A 20,674-nucleotide genomic window follows, 5' to 3' on the forward strand; every position below is an offset into this window, starting at 1 on the left:
AAAATATAATAGTATCTTGGCTTTTTAATTTCTATTAATGATACTTCCCTTTGATGATAATTATTTTATGAAAAAGGCCTTGCAAGAAGCTGAAGCGGCTTTTGATTTGGGAGAGGTGCCTGTTGGAGCTATTGTGGTTGTGCAGGATAGGATCATAGCAAGAGCTCATAACCTAACAGAGCAATTACATGATGTCACTGCCCATGCAGAAATGCAAGCCATTACCGCTGCGGCCAATTTTCTAGGAGGAAAGTACCTACACAATTGTACTTTGTATGTGACCTTAGAACCCTGCCAAATGTGTGCTGGGGCGCTATATTGGAGCCAAATACCTAAGATTGTGTACGGTGCAACGGATACAGAAAGAGGTTGTGGTGTCATGGGGACCACACTTCATCCAAAAACCAAAATAGTTGGGGGAATAATGGAGGACGAAGCATCAGAATTGTTAAAAAAGTTTTTTATCAAAAAGCGTAACCTAAATTGAAAATGAGAGTATTATTAAGTCTAGTTGCCTTAATTTTCTTGGTTTCCTGTTCTGGAGAAACCATGGAAGAAAAAATTGTTTCTATCTGGAAGGTGGATAAAATGAAGCGAAATATGGGCGGTGGCTTTCAAAATATGGTCATAAACCCTAAAATGGAATTTGAATTTGAAGAGACGGGAGATGTCAGAATTATTACGCATTTGGGACAGACCATTAGAGGTACATGGTCGTATTCTGAAGAAGAAAAGGCAATTCATGTGAGGGCGGAAAATGAAGTCAAAAGTTTTGTGGTAGATAGCATCCTAAACAATATGCTTTACTTAACATCGGCAGATGTTAAGCTACACTTAAAAAAAGAACAGAAATAAAAAAACGCCCTATTTTTATAGAGCGCTAAATCTTAAATCAAAATAAAATATTATTAGCTGACCACTTGCACTTGTGCAGCAACCATTCCTTTTCTGCCTTCTTCTTCTACGTATTCTACTTTGTCGCCTTCGTTTAATTCAACTCCGTTCAACGCAGTTACATGAACAAAGATGTCTTTTCCGGTTTCGTCGTTGGTAATGAATCCGAATCCTTTGGACTCATTGAAAAATTTTACAGTTCCAGTCATTAAATTAAGTATTTGTAATAAATAGGTTAAAGTACTAAGATATGTTTTTTTGTGCAGAAGCGCTTTGATTGTGTATTAAATAAGCTGAAAATTATTGATTCTCAGGTTTTTCCATTTCCTTTTTTTGCATTCTTCTAATATTTTCTTCTGTTAACATATAATCTTTCATTTTTTTCCCTTTACTTTCCTTAAAAAGAAAAAGTGGCATTGCAACGAGGAAAAGGCCAACAGTGCCAAATCCAATAAATTTATGGCTTAGGGCCTCCGTCTCTTCCTGTATTGAAAATCCATAACCAATAGCTCCAAAAGAAGCCAATACAATGAGTAGGATAAAATATTTTAGTTTCATTATCGAGGTCATTAAGGCGTAAAATTAATTAACTTTCTTCTATAGGCGGTCAATAGCTTGGATTTGGACACAAACCCATAGTATTTCCCTTTTTTAATAACAGGGAGATTCCAAGCACCACTATCCTGAAATTTCTGCATCACTTTTTGCATGGTATCCGTTTCATAAAAAATGTGTTCTGGTGCACTGTGCATGTAGGTCTCTACTGTTGAAGTTGTATATAGGGATGTGTCAAACATAAACTCTCGTATATCATCCAAAAGAACAATACCTTTCAGTATGTTATTTTCGTCCACCACAGGAAAAATATTTCTAGTTGACTTAGATACAGATTGGTGAAGCATTTCGCCTAAAGTCATTTCAGGATGAACGCTTTTAAAATTTTGTTCCACCACATCATCCAATTGCATTAACGTTAATACCGTTTGGTCTTTGTTGTGTGTCAATAACGCCCCAGCTTGGGCAAGTTCCCGGGTATAAATAGAATAATCTATGGCGTTTTTTGTAATTAGAAATGAAATGGCTGAAGTAATCATTAAAGGGACAAAAAGTTCATAGCCACCGGTTAGTTCAGCAATCAAGAATATAGCCGTAAGAGGGGCATGGAGTACGCCTGCAATGAGTCCGGCCATTCCTATTAAAGTAAAGTTGCTTTCACTTACATTGAATCCAAGGCCTAAATTATTGATTACTTTGGCTACCACATTTCCCAAAGCACTGCCCATAACCATAGTAGGAATAAATATTCCCCCAGATCCGCCAGCGGCGAATGTGGTTGTCATGGCAACTGCCTTAAAAATTGTAATGCCAAATAATAGGGCAATAACCACCCAAATATTGTAGGTAAACTCGTCAAAAGGAGTTTTTCCAAGTGCCTTTATATGATTGCCTTCCAATAGACTGTTTATGAACCCAAAACCTTCACCATATAGAGGTGGAATAAAATAAAGCATGACTCCAATTGCCATGCCCCCTACCAACAATTTATATTTTGGACTTTTAAAAGGTTTAAAAAGAGATAAAATCCAAAAATACATTTTGGTGAAATAGATGGAAGCAAATGCAGTTCCTACTCCCAATAAGATATAAAACAAGGTGTCCTTTATTTCAAACTTATCCGTAATGGTGAAATTAAAAAGGACTTCGTTTCCTAGAAAAAAATAGGATGTTAATACTCCAGATATGGAAGCCAATAACAAGGGCAAAAGGGAAAGCATTGTTAAATCTAGGCTGAACACTTCTACAGCAAAAATAATAGCTGCAATGGGAGATTGAAAAATTGATGCAATTGCGCCGGCAGATGCGCAAGCAATGAGCAAAGAACGGGTCTTTGCATTAATGTGCAACAATCTGCCTAAATTGGAGCTTATCGCAGCACCGGAAGCAACAGCAGGCCCTAGCAAACCAACAGAACCTCCAAAGCCCACGGTTAAGGGGGCTGTAATCAATGGAGTGTAGATTTGGATAGGCCTAATCAACCCTTTTTTCTTTGACAGCGAAAAAAGAATGGAAGAAATGGCATGTTCCAAAGGTTTTTTAAGAATAAATTTTACATATAGAAATACAAGGAAAAGGCCAATGATAGGTAAGATGAAATATAATTGATTGTTAGAGAATATAATTCCTTGCTCCAGTAAAGCTTCAATAAAGTATGTTAAGTTTTTTAGAAAAACGGCCCCAAGCCCAGCCAAAAAACCAACTAAAACGCTCATGATTTGAGTAAATGTCTTACTAGAGATATGTTTATACCTCCATTTCAAAAAGCGGGTCGGCCAATTTTTCTTTTGCGTTGGCATACTTACATATTATTGGGTATTTAATTTAAGATTTAATTCTTTTAGTTGTTCTTCATCAATTGGTGCTGGAGCATCTATCATAACATCACGACCCCTATTGTTTTTGGGAAATGCAATGAAATCCCTTATTGTTTCTTGTCCTCCTAAGATGGCAACCAATCTGTCCAATCCAAATGCAAGTCCCCCATGAGGCGGTGCCCCATATTGAAAAGCATCCATAAGAAAACCAAATTGTGCTTTTGCTTCTTCTTCCGTAAATCCAAGATGCTTAAACATGGTGGCCTGGGTTTCTTTATCGTGAATACGAATAGAACCTCCCCCGATTTCATTGCCATTTAACACTAAGTCATATGCATTTGCCTTTACATTTCCTGGATTGGAATCCAATAGCTCCAATTGTCCGGGCTTAGGCGATGTAAAAGGGTGGTGCATAGCGTGATAATGACCAGTTTCTTCATCAAGCTCCAGCAAAGGAAAATCTACAACCCAAAGGGGTGCAAATTCTTTAGGGTTTCGCAATCCAAGTCGCTCTGCCAATTCCATGCGCAAAGCACTTAACTGCGCTCTTACTTTGTTGGTAGCGCCGGATAGGACACAAATTAAATCACCTGCTTTTGCTCCTGTGGCTGCAGCCCATTTGGCCAAATCATCTTGGTCATAAAATTTGTCCACAGACGATTTAAAGGAGCCATCTTCATTGCACCTGCAGTATACCATTCCCAAGGCTCCAACTTGTGGGCGTTTTACCCAATCTGTTAGTTTGTCAATCTCTTTTCTAGTATAGCTGTTCCCTCCGGGAACGGCAATACCAACAACCAATTCGGCAGAATTAAAGACGTTAAAATCTTTGTGCTGAGCTACAGCGTTTAATTCTCCAAACTCCATTCCAAAGCGAATGTCCGGTTTATCATTTCCATATTTGGTCATGGCATCATCAAATGTCATTCTAGGGAAGGATCCAATTTCTACGCCATTGATTTCTTTGAGTAAATGGCGGGTCAATCCTTCAAAAACAACTAAAATATCTTCTTGTTCCACAAATGCCATTTCGCAATCTATTTGCGTAAATTCTGGTTGTCTATCCGCCCTTAAATCTTCGTCCCTGAAACATTTTACAATTTGAAAGTATTTATCCATGCCTCCCACCATCAATAATTGCTTGAAGGTCTGAGGAGATTGTGGAAGTGCATAAAATTGCCCCTCGTTCATACGACTGGGAACCACAAAATCCCGGGCTCCTTCTGGAGTGGATTTTATAAGATATGGGGTTTCTACCTCAATGAACCCTAAGTCCGAAAGATAATTACGAACTTCAATAGTGACTTTGTGTCTAAAGATTAGACTGTCCTTAACAGGATTTCTTCTGATATCCAGATAACGATATTTCATTCTGATGTCTTCTCCACCATCAGTTTCATTCTCAATGGTAAAAGGAGGCACCAGTGCTTTGTTTAAAATTTGAAGTTTGGAAACCAAAATTTCTATCTCTCCAGTCGGGATATTGGGGTTTTTGGAAGACCGCTCTATCACGGTTCCATGAGCCTGTATGACAAATTCCCTACCCAAGGCCTTGGCTTCTTCCAGCAATTGCTTGGAGGAACGTTCCTCATCAAATACTAATTGAGTGATTCCATAACGATCGCGAAGATCGACCCAAACAACAAAACCTTTGTCACGTACCTTTTGTACCCAACCACTTAATACAACTTCTCTATTTATGTGTGATGCTCTTATTTCACCACATGTATGGTTCCTAAACATAAAAATTATTCTTGGGGCAAATTTAGTGCGAATGGATATAAATTTTGCAGGATATACAAACTTTCTGACAGGATATAAAATTTTATAGTATTTGGATAGTTATTAACTGGATATTTATAGCAACATTAACTTTACATTAAATTCACGTTGAAATATTTTTTATCCTATTTTATTGGGAATTTGAATGATATTGAAGAATTCTCAATAATATTTTCGTTTAAAACCACTATTTGGAATATAGTAATATATTGTAAATAAGCAAATTACAAGTTTAATGTTAAGTTAATGTAAATAAAAAGTTAGGTAAATATATATTTATTGTAAAATATTTGTACATTTGTATCGTTAATGTAAATGAAGTACTAATTTTAAATCACAGGTACAATGAAAAAAGCAATATTATTTTTAGCCGTTATATTTTCAATTTCTACTATATATGCACAAGGCGAAAAACCTACTTTTAAAAAAGAAGGTGATTTGGTAAAAGCTACTTATTTCCATGGTAATGGAGAAGTGGCCCAAATGGGATATTTTTTGAATGGAGAGTTGCACGGAGAATGGAAAATGTTTAACGAAGAAGGTCTTAAAATTTCCTCTGGAGAATATTTGAACGGTAAAAAAACTGGAAAATGGTTTTTTTGGAAGGGAGAAGAATTACAAGAAGTTGATTTTGTTGACAGCAGAATCGTAAATGTTACCAAATGGAATAATTCGGAGCCTGTTGTATTGAACAAATAAGGATAGATTATTTCTTAAGAGATTTAAAACCCGGCACGGAGAGTGCTGGGTTTTTTTATTTTCCTTTTTTTATCTTCACCCTCTAAAATGTCCATATTTGGACCATTATTACAATTATGCCATTTACTGCTTCCCACCCCGCTATTATACTTCCTTTTTTGAAGAATAAATATTTATCTGCATCTGGGCTGATTATGGGAAGTATGGTACCAGATTTTGAATTTTTCATAAGAATGAAAGCGGAAGGACCATATGGACATACATTTTTAGGGATGCTTTGGTTGAATATTCCCTTGGCAATGGTGTTTCTTTTTCTATATCACAATGTGGTGCGGAATGAGTTGATATATAGCTTACCTCTATTTTTTGAGAAAAGATTCAATGATTTTTTGACATTTAATTGGAACAGATATTTTGGCAAGAACTTTTTAATAGTTATAGTTTCCATCCTTTTAGGAAATATGAGTCATTTACTATGGGATAGTTTTACACATTTTGATGGATTTTTTGTTGAGAGAATACCTTTTTTGCAAAGGGAAATACTTGGAATTCCTATATATGATGCATCACAATATATATGTAGTCTAATAGGTCTAATTGCCATTTTGTTTTTTGTTTTTAAAATGCCAATTGATACAGAAATAGAATCAAAAAAAGGAAAAATAAATTATTGGCTCTATGTTGTCCTTGTCACAGCTGCGGTTATGTTCTTAAGATTTAGAAATGAAAGCCCAATATTTTTTGGAGATGGCATAGTTTCCCTACTGTTTGCTTTTATGGTTGGTTTATTTTTGGCTTCATTGACGAAGGTGTATAAATACAAAAAAGCCTAGAAATAATATTCTAGGCTTTTCTTAATGATGTGCTAAGCAGCAGCTCTTTCTGCAACTTCCGATTTAGTCCTCCAATTTCTTATCCTTATTTTCAGTCGGTATACTATATTAAATAATACTGGAACAATAATAAGGGTCAAGAAGGTGGCAACTATCAATCCGAAGATTACTGTCCATGCCAAAGGTCCCCAGAATATGACATTATCTCCACCCATATAAATTTTTGGGTCAAATTCTGAGAACAACGAAAAGAAATCAATATTTAATCCAATTGCCAAAGGAATAAGTCCCAAAACTGTTGTAATGGCAGTAAGAATTACAGGCCGTAACCTGGCTTTTCCTCCTTTTGTTAATATTTCAGTAATTTCTTCCCTACTCAGTAAAGCTTTTTCATCTAAACCTAGGGTCAATTTTTTCCTGTCAATGAGTATTTGTGTGTAATCTAATAATACCACCCCATTATTTACCACAATACCTGCTAAGGAAATAATACCCATCATGGTCATCATAATTACAAAAGACCACCCTGTAAGCATTAAACCGCCGAATACACCAATAAAACTTAGGAATATGGCAATCATAATAATAAGAGGTTTGGATATGCCCCCAAATTGGAAAATTAGGATAAGCATAATTAAACCTAAACCTGAAAAGAATGCACCTACAAGAAATTGCATTTGTTTGTTCTGCTCTTCTATCTGACCTGTATAGTCTATTCTTATATCGGAAGGTAGGTTTTTATAATCTTCCATTTCCTTTTGGATTTCCGCTACAATGGCGGCAGCATCTGTAAAACCAGGTTTTAGTCCAGAATATACCGTTACAACACGTTTTTTGTCACGATGTTTAATCGCACTAAAACCAGAGGAGTTCCGTTGAGTGGCCACGGCAGAAACAGGGATTTCTTTTATTTGACCACTTGAGGCGTCCCTAAATATAATATTTTGATTAAACAGGGCGCTTTTATCATATCTAATGTCCTCGTTAAAACGAACATTAATATCATAATCTTCGCCATCTAATTTATAGACACCGGCTTTTTCTCCAAAAAGAGATCTACGTAATTGTTGGCCAACTTGACCTACGCTAACACCTAATTCTCCAGCTTTCTCTCTATCTACAACAACCTGCATAGAAGGCTTGCTCTTGTTTACATCAATTTTTAGTTCCTCTATTCCCGCAATGTTTTTAGTGTTTACAAAATTTCGAATATCTTCTGCCGCACCAATTAACTCATCATAATCTTTACCTTCTAGCTCAATATTAATTGGGTAACCAGCTGGTGGGCCATTTGCCTCTTTTTCAACAGAAATACCAACACCTGGGTAAACCCCCGTTAGTTCATTTTGTATAGTTCCCCTTAATTTTTCTGTATCTCTACCTTCACGGTATTTATACTCGCGCATGGATGCTGTGACTTTACCTCTATGGGGCATTTCCGCAGAAGACCCACCATCGGTTTGTGGATTTCCAGCTCCTTCGCCCACTTGGGACACGGTAGATTCTACCAAGTAATTATAATCCCCATCCCTGTATTCGTCCCTATTTACAATTTCAAAAACCTTTTTTTCAATTTCCTTGGTAAGGGTATTGGTTTTTTCAATCGAAGTTCCCTGAGGATACTCTATATATACATATATTTCATTGGGCTTGTTATCCGGAAAAAATTCAATTTTAGTTCTTCCCGAACCTACAGACATTCCAAACAACATGAACACGGCAATTAACATGAAAAAAGTGATTCCAAAATACCAATACACATTTTTTCCCTTAAGGGCATGTATTATGCGACGTTCATACCAATTTTCAAAACGGACCATGGTATTATTCTGAAAATTGAGCGCCCATTTTTTAAGAGTGTATTTATATACCCAAAACATAATGGCCGTTACAATCATTACAGAACCAAGTCCCCTCATAGCACCGCCAAATATTAAAATAAACAGTCCAAAACCACCTAGTATAATACTTATCCGAATTAATTGTTTAACCTTGAGTACTTTTTCACCAAGCTCCATAAATTGAGAAACCAACATAGAGTTCATAAAAATGGCTACAAACAGGGAAGAACCTAATACTACTGAGAGCGTAATAGGGAAGTATTTCATGAATTGGCCAAAAATACCAGGCCATAATCCCAAAGGTACAAATGCCGCTACCGTAGTAAGGGTTGAAATAATAATTGGAACTGCGATTTCACCAATACCTTTCTTGGCCGCTTCTGTACGGGTCATTCCTTCGCTCATTAATCTATATACGTTTTCCACTACAACAATTCCATTGTCCACTAACATACCCAGCCCCATAATCATCCCAAATAAGATCATAGTGTTTAAAGTATAGCCCAACAATGAAAGAATCATAAAGGACATAAACATGGACATAGGTATGGCAAAACCTACAAAAAGAGCGTTCCTAAACCCTAAAAAGAACATCAATACGGTAACCACCAAGATAATTCCGAAAATTATATTGTTTACCAAATCATCTACCTGATTTAATGTTCTTCCAGAAGAATCATTGGCTATGGAAATATTTAAGTCGGCAGGATAATAATTTTCCTGAGCTTCTTTTACCAATGCACGAATTTTTGTAGTGGCTTCAATCATGTTTTTTCCAGACCTTTTTTTAATGTCTAGCATTACCACGCTTTCCCCAAATTCCCTGGCGAAAGTAGTTTTATCTTCTTCGTGAAAAGTAACAGTTGCAATATCCTTAAGATAGATGGCTCCGTCTTCTGATTTTACTACAAAATTATTTAACTCTTTTGGGTCTTCTATTTCGCCCAGAATCCTAATAGTTCGTCTTTGGTCATTTGTCTTAATATTACCTGCAGACATTGTAGTATTACCATTACTAATAGCTCCAATTACATCTTGAAAACTAATTTTAGCGGCCATCATTTTATAGATGTCGACAGCAATTTCAACTTCTCTTTCCTGCGCTCCCCGAATATCTACTTCTTTTATTTCGGATAAATTTTCAATTTCATCCTGCATATATTCGGCAAATTCCTTGAGTTTTTCTACTGGGTAGTCACCCGTAAAATTTACGTTCATTATGGGGAATGATTCTGCCAAGTTTAAATCAAAAACATTGGGCTCTACCTTTGCTCCATTAAAAGTAGGCCAGTCTTCACTTGCTTTTTCACTGTCTACCTCGTCTTTTACTTTTTGCTTGGCTTGCTCAACTGTAAGGTCTTCATCAAATTCTACAGTTATTATAGAATAATCTTCCTGAGATGTAGAAGTAATTTCAACGACATTACTAATGTTCTTTAGTTTGTCTTCTAGAGGGTCCGTAATTAGACGTTCTATATCTTCTGCCGTATTTCCTGGATAGGGAGTACTAACATAAACCTTTGTTTCTACTATCTCAGGAAAATCCTCTCTGGGCATGGCAAAATAAGATTTTAGACCAATCCACAAAAAGATAGCTATCATTACATAAATAACCGAAGGATTATCTATGGACCATGAGGACAGCTTAAACTCTTTATTTGCGTTTTTTTTCTGCTTGCTCATAGACTTAATCGTTTAATATTTTTACGCTTTGACCGTCTTTTACACTTCTAGCACCTTCTTTTATAAGCTGGTCTCCATCAGAAATACCAGAAATAATTTCTACCATGCTATGCTGGGTTCTTCCTGTTTCTACAATTTGTCTGGAGATGACGGCTTCATCGCCATTTTTTGTTTTTGCAACATAAACATATTGTTCACCTTCAGCGTTTTCAGAAATAATGCTTTGAGGAATAATAATGGCACTGTCATTAGTGTAGTCATTAATTTTAACTTTTGCCGTTAGGTTAGGCTTAATATTCCCATTTTTATTGGGCACTGGAATTTCAACTGAGAAAGCACGATTACCTGGATTAATAAAATTACCCGTTTGTCTAACCTTGGTTGTAACAGAATCTCCAAGAATGGGGAAATATACCACTGCCTTTTTGCCTTCTTTAACACCCTCTATATAGGTTTCAGGAACTTCTACCTCTACATACATGTTAGAAAGGTTAACAATCCTAAAAACCTCGGAACCAGGACCTGGGGAAACTACGGTTCCTTGATCTTTGATTACGTCATCAATAATACCAGAAAATGGTGCTCTTATGGTAGATTTTGCCAATTGGCTTTCCATTTGTTTTATTGCGCTTTCTTGTGCTTCATAGGTTGTTTTCGCCTGTAGATACTGGATTTCTGATCCAATTTTTTGTTCCCACAAGCGCTTTTGACGCTCAAAAGTAGTTTTTGCCAATGCCGTCTGTGTTTTCATTTGTGCAAGCTGACTGGAAAGACCTCCATCATCAATTGATGCTAAAAGCTGACCTTTAGCTACTTTTTGACCTTCTTGGACATAAACTCGTTGTAAAGTTCCAGGCATTTCTGGGTATATCAATACGTTTTGTTTTGTCATAACATCACCTTGCAACTCTAAATAATGGTCAAAATTTTTAGCTTTTGCCTCAAAAGTGGTTACCAAAGGTAATTTTGCATTATTATCCAATTCCGCGATAAGAGAATCCAACAACTTAATTTCATTGTCCAATATTCTTTGCTTGGAAGAAATTTCTGTTCTTTTTGCCCTAATTGTTTGTAAATCTTTACTTGCCAATACGCTGTCCAGTGAGTTATCACTGCTACTGCCACATGATGCTAGTATTAGTATTGTGGACAAAGTGAATAATATCTTTTTCATTGTTTACTATTTTAAAGATTGATGTAGTTTAATTGTTATAGATTGTTTCGAGTTCTGTTTTCTTGTTTATAACATTGACCATTGACTGCAGATATTCCTGTTGGGAAGAATATAGTTGTATTTGCGCTTGTCTTAGATCAAAGCTGGATGCCAAGCCTTCGAAGTATTTAATCTCATTTTTCTTTTCAATTCGTTCTGCCAAGTCTAAATTATTCTTAGCGGTCTTGTATTCTTCTATGGCCAAAATGTAGTTGCTCTTGCTGTTCTCTAGTTGCAGACGAATTTGCTCTTCTGCTTCGGTCATTTGCGTTTTGGCTTTTTCTACAGCTATTTTTGCCCTTTGTGTGCTGGCACTTCTGCCTAAAGAACTAAAAATTGGAATGTTTAAATCAAAACCCAATATGGAAGAATCAAACCATTTTTGCTCACTTTTAAAAAAGTCGAACCCATCTGCATAGGAAGTGGAGCCATAATTTAAAAAGGCATTCAAAGTGGGGAGCGCTCTACTTTTTGCTAATTTAAGCTCTAAAGTACGCTGCTCGTTAAGGTTAAGGGCAAATTTGTAATCTACATTATTGTTAATGTTTAGTTCTGATTCCACTAGGTCATAATCGATTTGTTTTTGCGTTAGGGTATCCAAATCTTCGGATAATATTGTGGAAGAATCTATGGGAATACCCATGACCAAATTCAGCATTTGCAATGTAATGTCCTTTAACCTAACGGCATTTTTCAATTGATTTTCAATGGATGATAATGTAATTTGGAGCTGCTCCACACTTTCTTCTTCACCCAGTCCGTTTTCAAAGATTTTTTGTGTTTCGTCAAGGTTTTTTGCCAAGGTAGCTTGGTTTTTTTCTAGGATGGTAACACTTTCTTCGGCTAAAAGAACATTGCCATAAGCTTCTACTACAGCTTTTCTAATTTCCAAATCTGTCTTTTCTTTGTTGTTGGCACTGTACTCTAGAAAGGTCTTGGTAGCCTGCACCCCTACAATATAAGAGCCGTCAAAAATTTGTTGCCTTAGTGTGGCTGTTGCGCTCATGGATTGTGGCTGTCCAAAAGTGACTTCAGCAAAATCGCCAGGCTCACCGCCAAAAAATTCTGCAGGAATCAAAGAGACAGGTTGTTTTAATTGGTTTTGGTAACTAACCGCACCACTAATTTGTGGCAAACCCGTAGCAATGGTTTCCCATTTTTGTTTTTCGGCATCTACTAAATCCCTACTGGCATTTATAGAACTATAATTATGCTCCAAAGCAAAAGCAATGGCTTCCTCCAATGTATAGCTATTTGGTTTGTCCTGTGCATAACCTAAGGAGATTGCAAATAGACTTATGAATAATAAAAACTTACCTCTCATTTATTGTTGATTTGAATTGATGATTTTATTTAATATGGTTCTACCTTTGGGCGTAACAATGCCCCTAAGATGATATTCTAAATAATTGTCCATGAGCTCGGTCATGGGAAAAATGTCTTGGGGGAAAATCTCAATATTTTTTATGCTCATGGCACCAGAAAAATATATTCTTGAAACAAAAGCTAGATTCAGATTTTCTCTATATATGCCCATTTCTATACCCTTGTTCAGGTTTTCCAATACACATTCCCTCATTACCTCATATTGCTTATTTCGCAGAGTGTCATAAATCTGTGGATAATACTTTTGCAATTGGTATTGCGGAGATGATTTTTCATTTTTAAGATGAACCATCATATGTTTCTTAATCTCATATAATTCCTCAATGGGATTTTTGTTCATAGAACAAATTTTTTCGATCGCTTCTGAAATTCTGTGGAAAACATGCAATGTACATTCGGCAACCAACTTGGTTTTATTAGGGAAATGGGTATAAATTGTTTTTTTGGAAATACCCATTTCATTGGCCAAATCATCCATGGTAACACTTTTAAACCCTAAGCTTAAAAACATTTCTGCCGCTCTATCAACTATTTTGTCTTTCATAATAGGGGGCAAATGTAATACAGGAAACTTTTAAAACATAAAAAGTTTCCAAAGTTTTATGTTTTTTTAACATTTTATTAATCTAATGCCCAATGAAAACACAAACTTCATTGTTCCTTTTGCTTTCTTTCAACATATTCCTTGTAAGCAGTTTCTCCTTCCTCTTTCCAAAATTTGTCATAGTGCTTCCACTCAGAAAAATCATTTCTGAAAGACTCACATTTTCGATTTTTAAATTTGTTTTTGGCTTTTTTTCCACCACCATTAGAGCCGCAATGTCCCATTCCAAAAAACAATTTGGCCAAAATAAAAATACCTACCGCTTGCCAATAGGTTATGGTGGTCAACCCAAATAAATCGGGCATTAACCAGTTCCACAGCCTCATGACCACATAACCCACCAAAATTGCCATAAGAATACCAAATATGATGGCAAAGATTATCTTAACGGCTTTGGTCAATCTTTTTTTCATTCTTCTTTCGATCTTCTTCTCTATTTTTTTCTCAATCTGTTCCATATTTTTAGAGTTTATCTTTTATACAATTACTTCTATCTCAAGTTTCTTAAATAATAATGAAATTGCCCTATGCCTTCTGGACATTAAAGTCCCTGCTGAAATCCCTGTTTGCTGGGCTATTTCTCTATAGGTATACCCCTCAAAATCCACAGCCAGAATAATATCCCGGTAAGCGGGTTTTAAGTCCATTATGGCATGTTTTAGCTTTTCTTTTAAATGTTCTGGATATTCAGAATCGGATTTTCCATAGAAGAGCTCGGCAAACTCGGTCCAAAAGCTTTCAAGTTCCTCATCACCGTATAGTTTTTCTTTACGTGTGCGCATAACATCTATAATTTTGTTTCTAATAGAATTGTATACAAAGCCGGCAATATTATTTATGGGCAATGCATCTATTGGTCTTGAGAAGACCCTTAGGGCAACATCTTGGATAATATCTTCGGCATCACTATCTACTGTATTGTTAATCCTAGACCGCACGTAACCTTTTAAAGAACTATATTCTTCTTTAAAAAAAGTATTCAGTTTTAAGTAGTTTTCTTCTTCAGAAACCATTTAAAGGTTATTTGTGCCGGTTTTTCAATTATATAGACGAAGCTTTTTGAAAGTATTGCATTATCTGACGAATTATTTTCAATATTGTTTCAATTTATTGAAAGGAATGTCCATAGAAGGTAGTTTGTTAAAATGGATGTATTTTTGAAATAAAATTGGCTCAATGCACACTATTGAAGAGTATAGAACACTATTTATATCTTATTTAAAGGAAAAAGTTAGAACCAAGGAGCCTAAAAACCTCTATGCACCAATTACCTATATTATGGAATTGGGAGGAAAGCGTTTACGTCCTGTATTAACTTTAATGACTACCGAAATCTTTGGAACTAATTATAAAAAGGCATTGGACGCCGCCGCCGCCGTAGAAATATTTCATAATTTTTCATTGGTGCATGATGATATAATGGATGCAGCCCCTTTGAGAAGGGGAAAGAAAACTGTTCATAAAAAGTGGGATGTTAATACGGGTATTTTATCTGGAGATGCCATGTTAATTACAGCCTATCAATTTTTTGAAACCTACGAAGATGCTATTTTCAAAGATTTGGCAAAAATTTTTAGCACTACTGCCTTGCAAGTTTGTGAAGGCCAGCAATATGATATTGATTTTGAAAGTAGGGATCTTGTAACCATCCCAGAATATCTAAAAATGATTGAGTATAAAACAGCAGTACTCGTTGCTGGCGCCATGAAGATGGGAGCCATTATAGCCAAAGCTCCCAAAGAAAGTCAAAATGTAATATATGAGTTTGGAAAAAATTTGGGAATTGCTTTTCAATTGCAAGATGATTATCTCGATGCTTTTGGAGACCCTAAAACATTTGGGAAGCAAGTAGGTGGTGATATCATAGAAAACAAAAAAACCTTTTTGTTCATAAAGGCAATGGAAATGGCAACCACCGAACAATGTCAGGAATTGGGACATTTATTTTCTATTCAGCCTAATGACTCTGAACCCAAAGTGACTACCGTAAAGCAAATTTTTAAGGAAAGTGGTGCAGCAGAACTTGCACGCAAGGAAATTGAAAATTACACCAACAAAGCGTTTTCTATTTTGGATTCTATATCAATTGATTTGGACAAAAAACAAATACTTTTGGATTTTGGCAAAGGTCTAATGAATCGTTCGGTTTAGGCTTTCCCATTTTTAGCTTTCTTTTTCTTTCTAATAAAAAATACAGTTAAGCCGATAACGGGCAGAATTAGGAAATACCAATTGCTCCACATTCCTTTTTTATACAAATAGGTTCCTATTAGACCCAAAAGTGTCCATTTTAGAAGCACATAGCCTATTCCTAAAAGAAGTCCTTTTTTTAAGGTATTTTTCATTTTACTCCATTATAAAGTGTACCGCAGCCCTACAAAACCTCTAATTCCTTGGTTGGGACCATATACATAAGAAGGGTCAAAAGTTAGACCATAGGGATTGTCTGGGGTTGCTTGGGCATTTCCATTGGCATTAAAACTTACATTTTTATCAAAAGGGTCGTTCGCTCTGGCAATAATGAAAGGGTTCCCCTTGTTAGGTGTCCAGTTTAATAGGTTTTTAATACCTCCATAGATTTCAAAATCCTTAAAACCCTTATAGGTAAACTGAATATTTTGAATGCTCCAATATGGTGAAAATTCCTCTCTTGGGTCTAAATTCCCCAATAGTGGCAATCGCATTGGGCTGTATAGATTTCCTGTGTAGTCAACACTTAAATCCAAAGACCTAAAGGTATAGGACATATTCCAGGTGCCTGTAAAACGTTCTGTTAATATTTGCCTTGTTTTAACGCCGTTTTCAGTATTGCTCACATCTTGATAAGTACCTCCAATCAGGATTTTTAATCCATTAAAAAAGACGACATCTACGTTGGCACTGATTCCTTTCGAAACTGATTTTCCATCCAAATTATCGTAAATAATCTGGTTGGGATTGGTGTCATAATCAGGTAAAATAATATTTTTAAAGTGGGTGTAAAAGATGGAAGCATCAATGCCAACAAAGGTGCCGTTATCACCATATACTTTTTTAAGGTAGTTAAGGTTCATGTTCATAGAACGTTCTGGCTTTAATTCTTCTGCAACAATTACATCTCTAGCGCCTGTCAATGCCGCATGCTCCTCGGTAAAAAGGTTTACAACTCTAAATCCCGTACCGGCATTCACCCTAAAAATATCATTGTCTGATAGTTTCCATTTGTACGCCACCCTTGGAGTAAGGATATTTCCATGTCTCTTATCATAATCGTACCGAAGACCAGTTAAGAGTGAATGTTTTTTAGTAAATTTTAGTTCATCCTGAACAAAAAAGCTAGGAATCACGACTTCATCCGCATTAACAGTTGCAGGAGTATTGTCGTTGTAATATTGATATCTCATAGCAGAGCCAAAAAGTAAATCATGACTCTTGATGGTTTTGTCCCAAGTTAATTGAGCAAACCCAATTCTTTGTTGTGCCAAATAAGGAACATTGCCATAAACCGAATTTTGGTCGTGGTCATTGTATGAGAAAGAAAGCATTAATTTTTCTGTTGTTGGGAGTTGGTATTTTCCCAACAGTTCCCATCTTCTCGTGTAGATGCTTTCACCGTACACTTCATCACCACCCCTATATTCTGGAGTCCATTGCATTTCTCCCCCCCATCGGTCTTCGTAGAAAAATCGACCTGCAAAAGAGAATATTCTGGATTCACTTCGTTTAAAATTCCATTTCTGAAAGATTGATATTCTATTTTGAAGTGTTAAATCGGTAAAATTATCGTTGTTGTTGTCAATAGGGTTGTCATAATTAAAATAGTTTGCCCCCAATAACAAATCGGTTTTGTTGCCCACTTTAATTTTTGCTCCTATATCCAAATTGTATTCTCCCCATCCAGAAATAAAACTGTCGACAAAAAAGCTAGGAGCATTTAGTGCGTTTTTGGTAATAACATTGATAAGACCACCAACCGCTTCACTGCCATATAGTGTAGATGCGGGCCCTTTTACAATTTCAATTTGTTCAATAAGAGAGTTAGGTATCCCAGAAAGCCCATATACTGTTCCTAAACCACTTACAATGGGCATGCCGTCTATCAATACCAAAGTATAGGGGCCTTCCAATCCGTTGATATGAATATCTCCAGTATTACATACATTGCAATTTATTTGGGGACGTACACCATTTACATTTTGTAATGCCTCAAAAATATTGGGGGTAGGGTTCTTTTTAAAAAAAGTTGGCTTGTAAACCTCTACAGGAACCGGACTTTCCAACCTGCTTACCGGTTTTAATGTTCCTGTTACCACCATTTCATCCAAAATTTCGGAGGAGGCTTCCAGATGAATGTCCAATGTTTTTGTTTGATTGCCAGTAAGTTCTATTTTGGTTTCATAGGGAACATAACCAATGGCAGAGACAACCAAAGTATACTTGCCATTTGGAATATTAGAGAGTGTATAGAATCCATTCTCCTGTGAGGAGGTCCCCAACTCAGTTTTTTTTAAATAGATGTTTACAAAAGAAACAGCTTGTCCATCACTGGTCACCACTCCTTCTAATGCACTATTTTGCGAAAACAATAGTGAATAAGAAAAAAGCATGAGAGCTAGTAGAAACCATTTTGCAGCCTGGGACATAAGTGCTTTTGTTAGTATAAAATAATTTTTAGACAAATCTAAAAATTTGTTTTTATAAATAAAAATGTATTTTTGTTAAAACGGTTTTTAATGACCCATTCAGAGGAAAACTATATCAAAACCATATTTCATTTGGAAAAAAATGAAAAGAAAGGTATTTCTACCAATGCAATTGCCAAGCAAATGGAGACGAAACCTTCTTCGGTAACGGATATGATAAAAAAATTGTCAGAAAAAAATTTGGTGAACTATAAAAAATACCAAGGAGTGTCTTTAACCACTTTAGGTAGAAAAACCGCTTTGGGAATAGTTAGGAAGCATCGTCTATGGGAGGTTTTTTTGGTTGAGAAACTGGATTTTTCTTGGGACGAGGTGCATGAAGTAGCCGAACAATTGGAACACATTAAAAGCGAAAAACTAATAGATAAACTGGACAAGCTTTTGGATTTTCCCCAGTTTGATCCCCATGGGGATCCCATTCCAACTAAGAATGGGGAGTTTAAAGAGCGTGAGAAAAAACTGTTAAGCAAACTGCCTATCCTTAGTAAAGGTATTTGTGTTGGTGTCAAGGATTCATCTGCACCTTTTTTAAAGTTTTTGGACAAGCACAGTATTGCCCTGGGTCAAGTTGTTAAGGTGTTGGAAAAAGAGGAGTTTGATGGCTCCTTTATTATAGAAATTAATGACAAAAGGATGCATATTTCCAATCAAATAGCATCAAATTTATATTTAAAAATTGATAAATAACTATGGAACAGATAATTGATTATTTTGAATCTATAGACCCAATTTTAGCGGCATTTTATGCCACTCTTTTTACTTGGGGCTTAACCGCTGCAGGAGCGGCATTGGTTTTTTTGTTCAAAACTATGAACCGAGCAGTCTTGGATGGCATGTTGGGGTTTACAGGTGGAGTAATGGTGGCCGCTAGTTTTTGGAGCTTACTTGCCCCAGGGATTGAAATGAGTCCGGGCGAAGGTTTTGTAAAAGTGATTCCTGCTGCAGTAGGATTCTTGTTAGGGGCTCTATTTCTTTTTGGGTTGGACAAAGTACTCCCGCATTTACATATCAATTTTAAGGAAAGTGAAGCTGAAGGTGTAAAAACACCTTGGCACAGGACTACCTTATTAACATTGGCAATTACGCTTCACAATATTCCGGAAGGCTTAGCTGTAGGTGTTCTTTTTGGTGGTGTAGCAGCCGGTTTTGATGGTGCAACTATAGGAGGTGCCGTTGCATTGGCCTTGGGGATTGGTTTACAGAATTTCCCAGAGGGTTTTGCTGTTGCCATGCCTTTAAGAAGACAGGGGATAAGTAGAAGGAAGAGCTTTTTATATGGACAAGCATCCGCATTGGTGGAGCCATTTGCTGCGGTTTTGGGCGCCTGGGCGGTACTTACATTTCAACCTATTTTACCATATGCCTTATCTTTTGCTGCAGGAGCAATGATTTTTGTTGTTGTGGAGGAAGTCATACCAGAGACCCAACTGGATAAGCATACAGATATTGCTACCATGGGATTTATTGGGGGTTTTATTGTAATGATGAGTTTGGATGTTGGACTTGGTTAAATTTGATTTTTAATAGAAGAAATACCTTTTACTCTCCAATAAGATCAAACACACCTTTGGTCAAGAAAGTACTGGTAGCACCAAATTCCCCTACATTTTTAACAGCGGTATAACCACCATAGGTGTTGCCGGTTTTAATTTCCACTTGTTTAAAAGTATAGCCTGTTTCATTTTTGGAATCCATTAGAAGCACATAGGAAATATCATTTATGGTAACAATTGCTTCTGTTGGCAATGCCTGTTCCAATGAAGAATCTGTAATTATTGAGGCATCCACAAACATCCCTGTTAAAATGTTTTGATTGGATTCATCTTTAAGATGTCCGTGTACTTTTATAGTTCTGCTTTCATCAATAGAGGTGCCTATTAAATAAACTTCCGCTTCATAGGTTTCATCCGAAGCTTCTGGGATAACAAACAGTATTTGTTGTTCTTTTTTAATTTTCATGATGTCTTTTTCAAATACAGATAACTCTAGATGAATATGGTCGTTATCAATAATTTCCAAAATGGACGTTGCTGGGGAGACAAACATGCCTTTGGTTATATTAACTTTTGTAATACTTCCACTAATTGGAGCGTAGATGGGAGCTGTTGTAGTAATTATTCCATTTTCAACATTGGCTATGGAGATGTTGAGCATGGATAATTTTTTACGGAGACCGTTGTGCCTTGCAAGGGCGGTTTTATATTCACTCTCTGATTGAAGATACTTTTTTTGAGAACTTATATTTTCATCAAAAAGGATTTTTTGGCGGTCATATTCAGATTTTAAATAAACCAAACTTTCGTTTAGTTCAATATAGTTCTGTTGCATGGTAACAAATTCTGGATTTTCAATAGTCACCAATGCCTGTCCCTTTTTCACGGAATCCCCAATTAGAAAAGGAGTATTTTTAATATACCCTCCCATTGTGGCATTTATGACCACTTTATTCTCTGGCGGAACATCTATCATTCCATTGGTCTTAACAATCACAGGAAAAGATTTTTCTTCCAAACTTCGCAGTTCCATGGAACTTTTGTCAAATTGTTCTAGGGAAATATTGATTAGGTTGCTGGCAGTTTGTGCATTGTCCTTGACAGTTTCAGCTCCTTTTTTTTCAGAAGAATTGCAACTGGAAAAGTTTGCTACTAGTGCTATGATGGCTATTTTATATATGAAATGTTTCAT

At 36.2% G+C, this 20,674-nt stretch carries 20 protein-coding genes; 7 read left to right on the top strand and 13 right to left on the bottom strand.

Features of this window, described 5'->3' with window-relative positions; translation table 11 throughout:
* Positions 1 to 37: 37 nt before the first annotated feature.
* A complete protein-coding gene (locus GGR42_RS10690; RefSeq protein WP_167963697.1) occupies positions 38 to 487 on the top strand; it encodes a nucleoside deaminase in 450 nt (149 codons plus the stop codon).
* A gap of 2 nt (positions 488 to 489) precedes the next feature.
* A complete protein-coding gene (locus GGR42_RS10695) occupies positions 490 to 855 on the top strand; it encodes a hypothetical protein (protein WP_167963699.1) in 366 nt (121 codons plus the stop codon).
* A gap of 53 nt (positions 856 to 908) precedes the next feature.
* On the opposite strand, the gene GGR42_RS10700 is transcribed toward GGR42_RS10695, so the two are convergent.
* The 4 genes from GGR42_RS10700 to aspS form a co-directional block, all read right to left on the bottom strand.
* Positions 909 to 1,103, bottom strand: a complete 195-nt coding sequence (locus GGR42_RS10700) for a cold-shock protein (RefSeq protein WP_167963701.1) — start codon at positions 1,101 to 1,103, stop codon at positions 909 to 911.
* A gap of 91 nt (positions 1,104 to 1,194) precedes the next feature.
* Entirely contained in the window at positions 1,195 to 1,452 is a 258-nt protein-coding gene (locus GGR42_RS10705) for a hypothetical protein (RefSeq protein ID WP_167963703.1), read from the bottom strand.
* Between the two features lie 11 nt (positions 1,453 to 1,463).
* Complete coding sequence (locus tag GGR42_RS10710; protein WP_245201432.1) at positions 1,464 to 3,164, bottom strand: chloride channel protein; 1,701 nt, start codon at positions 3,162 to 3,164, stop codon at positions 1,464 to 1,466.
* 93 nt (positions 3,165 to 3,257) lie between these two features.
* Positions 3,258 to 5,009: an aspartate--tRNA ligase gene (gene aspS / locus GGR42_RS10715; protein ID WP_167963707.1), complete on the bottom strand. Its 1,752-nt coding sequence runs from the start codon at positions 5,007 to 5,009 to the stop codon at positions 3,258 to 3,260.
* A 384-nt stretch (positions 5,010 to 5,393) separates the two neighbouring features.
* On the opposite strand from aspS, the gene GGR42_RS10720 reads away from it, so the two are divergent.
* Together GGR42_RS10720 and GGR42_RS10725 are read left to right on the top strand one after the other, a co-directional pair.
* Positions 5,394 to 5,747, top strand: coding sequence for a toxin-antitoxin system YwqK family antitoxin (locus GGR42_RS10720; RefSeq protein WP_167963709.1), 354 nt, complete (start codon positions 5,394 to 5,396; stop codon positions 5,745 to 5,747).
* 116 nt (positions 5,748 to 5,863) lie between these two features.
* Positions 5,864 to 6,580, top strand: a complete 717-nt coding sequence (locus tag GGR42_RS10725) for a DUF4184 family protein (RefSeq protein WP_167963711.1) — start codon at positions 5,864 to 5,866, stop codon at positions 6,578 to 6,580.
* Between the two features lie 32 nt (positions 6,581 to 6,612).
* Here GGR42_RS10725 and GGR42_RS10730 read toward each other — a convergent pair whose 3' ends face one another.
* From GGR42_RS10730 to GGR42_RS10755, 6 genes are all read right to left on the bottom strand, one after another.
* Positions 6,613 to 10,104, bottom strand: coding sequence for an efflux RND transporter permease subunit (locus tag GGR42_RS10730; protein WP_167963713.1), 3,492 nt, complete (start codon positions 10,102 to 10,104; stop codon positions 6,613 to 6,615).
* Between the two features lie 4 nt (positions 10,105 to 10,108).
* The gene (locus GGR42_RS10735; protein WP_167963715.1) at positions 10,109 to 11,278 is read right to left on the bottom strand and encodes an efflux RND transporter periplasmic adaptor subunit; all 1,170 of its coding nucleotides are present in this window, start codon (positions 11,276 to 11,278) and stop codon (positions 10,109 to 10,111) included.
* A gap of 28 nt (positions 11,279 to 11,306) precedes the next feature.
* Positions 11,307 to 12,641, bottom strand: coding sequence for a TolC family protein (locus GGR42_RS10740; protein ID WP_167963717.1), 1,335 nt, complete (start codon positions 12,639 to 12,641; stop codon positions 11,307 to 11,309).
* On the bottom strand, positions 12,642 to 13,247 hold the full coding sequence (locus GGR42_RS10745) for a TetR/AcrR family transcriptional regulator (protein WP_167963719.1): 606 nt from the start codon (positions 13,245 to 13,247) through the stop codon (positions 12,642 to 12,644).
* 107 nt (positions 13,248 to 13,354) lie between these two features.
* Positions 13,355 to 13,765 (bottom strand): aromatic acid exporter family protein, encoded by a 411-nt coding sequence (locus GGR42_RS10750; RefSeq protein WP_167963721.1) that lies wholly within the window; start codon positions 13,763 to 13,765, stop codon positions 13,355 to 13,357.
* A gap of 18 nt (positions 13,766 to 13,783) precedes the next feature.
* A complete protein-coding gene (locus GGR42_RS10755) occupies positions 13,784 to 14,320 on the bottom strand; it encodes an RNA polymerase sigma factor (protein WP_167963723.1) in 537 nt (178 codons plus the stop codon).
* Positions 14,321 to 14,483: 163 nt separating this feature from the next.
* On the opposite strand from GGR42_RS10755, the gene GGR42_RS10760 reads away from it, so the two are divergent.
* Positions 14,484 to 15,458, top strand: a complete 975-nt coding sequence (locus tag GGR42_RS10760) for a polyprenyl synthetase family protein (protein ID WP_167963725.1) — start codon at positions 14,484 to 14,486, stop codon at positions 15,456 to 15,458.
* Here GGR42_RS10760 and GGR42_RS10765 read toward each other — a convergent pair.
* A complete protein-coding gene (locus tag GGR42_RS10765) occupies positions 15,455 to 15,652 on the bottom strand; it encodes a hypothetical protein (protein ID WP_167963727.1) in 198 nt (65 codons plus the stop codon). The two genes, GGR42_RS10760 and GGR42_RS10765, sit on opposite strands and share 4 nt — an antisense overlap.
* A 9-nt stretch (positions 15,653 to 15,661) precedes the next feature.
* Positions 15,662 to 17,929, bottom strand: a complete 2,268-nt coding sequence (locus GGR42_RS10770; protein ID WP_167963729.1) for a TonB-dependent receptor — start codon at positions 17,927 to 17,929, stop codon at positions 15,662 to 15,664.
* A 90-nt stretch (positions 17,930 to 18,019) separates the two neighbouring features.
* Between GGR42_RS10770 and GGR42_RS10775 the strand changes: the two genes are divergently transcribed.
* Together GGR42_RS10775 and GGR42_RS10780 are read left to right on the top strand one after the other, a co-directional pair.
* Entirely contained in the window at positions 18,020 to 18,676 is a 657-nt protein-coding gene (locus GGR42_RS10775; RefSeq protein WP_167963731.1) for a metal-dependent transcriptional regulator, read from the top strand.
* Between the two features lie 2 nt (positions 18,677 to 18,678).
* Positions 18,679 to 19,500, top strand: a complete 822-nt coding sequence (locus GGR42_RS10780) for a ZIP family metal transporter (RefSeq protein WP_167963733.1) — start codon at positions 18,679 to 18,681, stop codon at positions 19,498 to 19,500.
* A 28-nt stretch (positions 19,501 to 19,528) separates the two neighbouring features.
* Here GGR42_RS10780 and GGR42_RS10785 read toward each other — a convergent pair whose 3' ends face one another.
* Complete coding sequence (locus GGR42_RS10785; RefSeq protein ID WP_167963735.1) at positions 19,529 to 20,674, bottom strand: efflux RND transporter periplasmic adaptor subunit; 1,146 nt, start codon at positions 20,672 to 20,674, stop codon at positions 19,529 to 19,531.

This window comes from Saonia flava (genome assembly GCF_011927795.1).
In the GTDB taxonomy this organism is placed as follows: Bacteria; Bacteroidota; Bacteroidia; order Flavobacteriales; family Flavobacteriaceae; genus Saonia; species Saonia flava.

Excerpts from the sequence above, each read along its gene's own strand:
- GGR42_RS10735 (WP_167963715.1), bottom strand. The coding sequence starts at position 11,278 with ATGAAAAAGATATTATTCACTTTGTCCACAATACTAATACTAGCATCA.
- GGR42_RS10765 (WP_167963727.1), bottom strand. The coding sequence starts at position 15,652 with ATGAAAAATACCTTAAAAAAAGGACTTCTTTTAGGAATAGGCTATGTG.
- GGR42_RS10770 (WP_167963729.1), bottom strand. The coding sequence starts at position 17,929 with ATGTCCCAGGCTGCAAAATGGTTTCTACTAGCTCTCATGCTTTTTTCT.
- GGR42_RS10700 (WP_167963701.1), bottom strand. The coding sequence starts at position 1,103 with ATGACTGGAACTGTAAAATTTTTCAATGAGTCCAAAGGATTCGGATTC.
- GGR42_RS10720 (WP_167963709.1), top strand. The coding sequence starts at position 5,394 with ATGAAAAAAGCAATATTATTTTTAGCCGTTATATTTTCAATTTCTACT.
- GGR42_RS10785 (WP_167963735.1), bottom strand. The coding sequence starts at position 20,674 with ATGAAACATTTCATATATAAAATAGCCATCATAGCACTAGTAGCAAAC.
- GGR42_RS10750 (WP_167963721.1), bottom strand. The coding sequence starts at position 13,765 with ATGGAACAGATTGAGAAAAAAATAGAGAAGAAGATCGAAAGAAGAATG.
- GGR42_RS10760 (WP_167963725.1), top strand. The coding sequence starts at position 14,484 with ATGCACACTATTGAAGAGTATAGAACACTATTTATATCTTATTTAAAG.
- GGR42_RS10775 (WP_167963731.1), top strand. The coding sequence starts at position 18,020 with ATGACCCATTCAGAGGAAAACTATATCAAAACCATATTTCATTTGGAA.
- GGR42_RS10730 (WP_167963713.1), bottom strand. The coding sequence starts at position 10,104 with ATGAGCAAGCAGAAAAAAAACGCAAATAAAGAGTTTAAGCTGTCCTCA.
- GGR42_RS10745 (WP_167963719.1), bottom strand. The coding sequence starts at position 13,247 with ATGAAAGACAAAATAGTTGATAGAGCGGCAGAAATGTTTTTAAGCTTA.
- GGR42_RS10705 (WP_167963703.1), bottom strand. The coding sequence starts at position 1,452 with ATGAAACTAAAATATTTTATCCTACTCATTGTATTGGCTTCTTTTGGA.
- GGR42_RS10740 (WP_167963717.1), bottom strand. The coding sequence starts at position 12,641 with ATGAGAGGTAAGTTTTTATTATTCATAAGTCTATTTGCAATCTCCTTA.
- GGR42_RS10755 (WP_167963723.1), bottom strand. The coding sequence starts at position 14,320 with ATGGTTTCTGAAGAAGAAAACTACTTAAAACTGAATACTTTTTTTAAA.
- GGR42_RS10780 (WP_167963733.1), top strand. The coding sequence starts at position 18,679 with ATGGAACAGATAATTGATTATTTTGAATCTATAGACCCAATTTTAGCG.
- GGR42_RS10725 (WP_167963711.1), top strand. The coding sequence starts at position 5,864 with ATGCCATTTACTGCTTCCCACCCCGCTATTATACTTCCTTTTTTGAAG.
- GGR42_RS10690 (WP_167963697.1), top strand. The coding sequence starts at position 38 with ATGATACTTCCCTTTGATGATAATTATTTTATGAAAAAGGCCTTGCAA.
- GGR42_RS10695 (WP_167963699.1), top strand. The coding sequence starts at position 490 with ATGAGAGTATTATTAAGTCTAGTTGCCTTAATTTTCTTGGTTTCCTGT.
- aspS (WP_167963707.1), bottom strand. The coding sequence starts at position 5,009 with ATGTTTAGGAACCATACATGTGGTGAAATAAGAGCATCACACATAAAT.
- GGR42_RS10710 (WP_245201432.1), bottom strand. The coding sequence starts at position 3,164 with ATGAGCGTTTTAGTTGGTTTTTTGGCTGGGCTTGGGGCCGTTTTTCTA.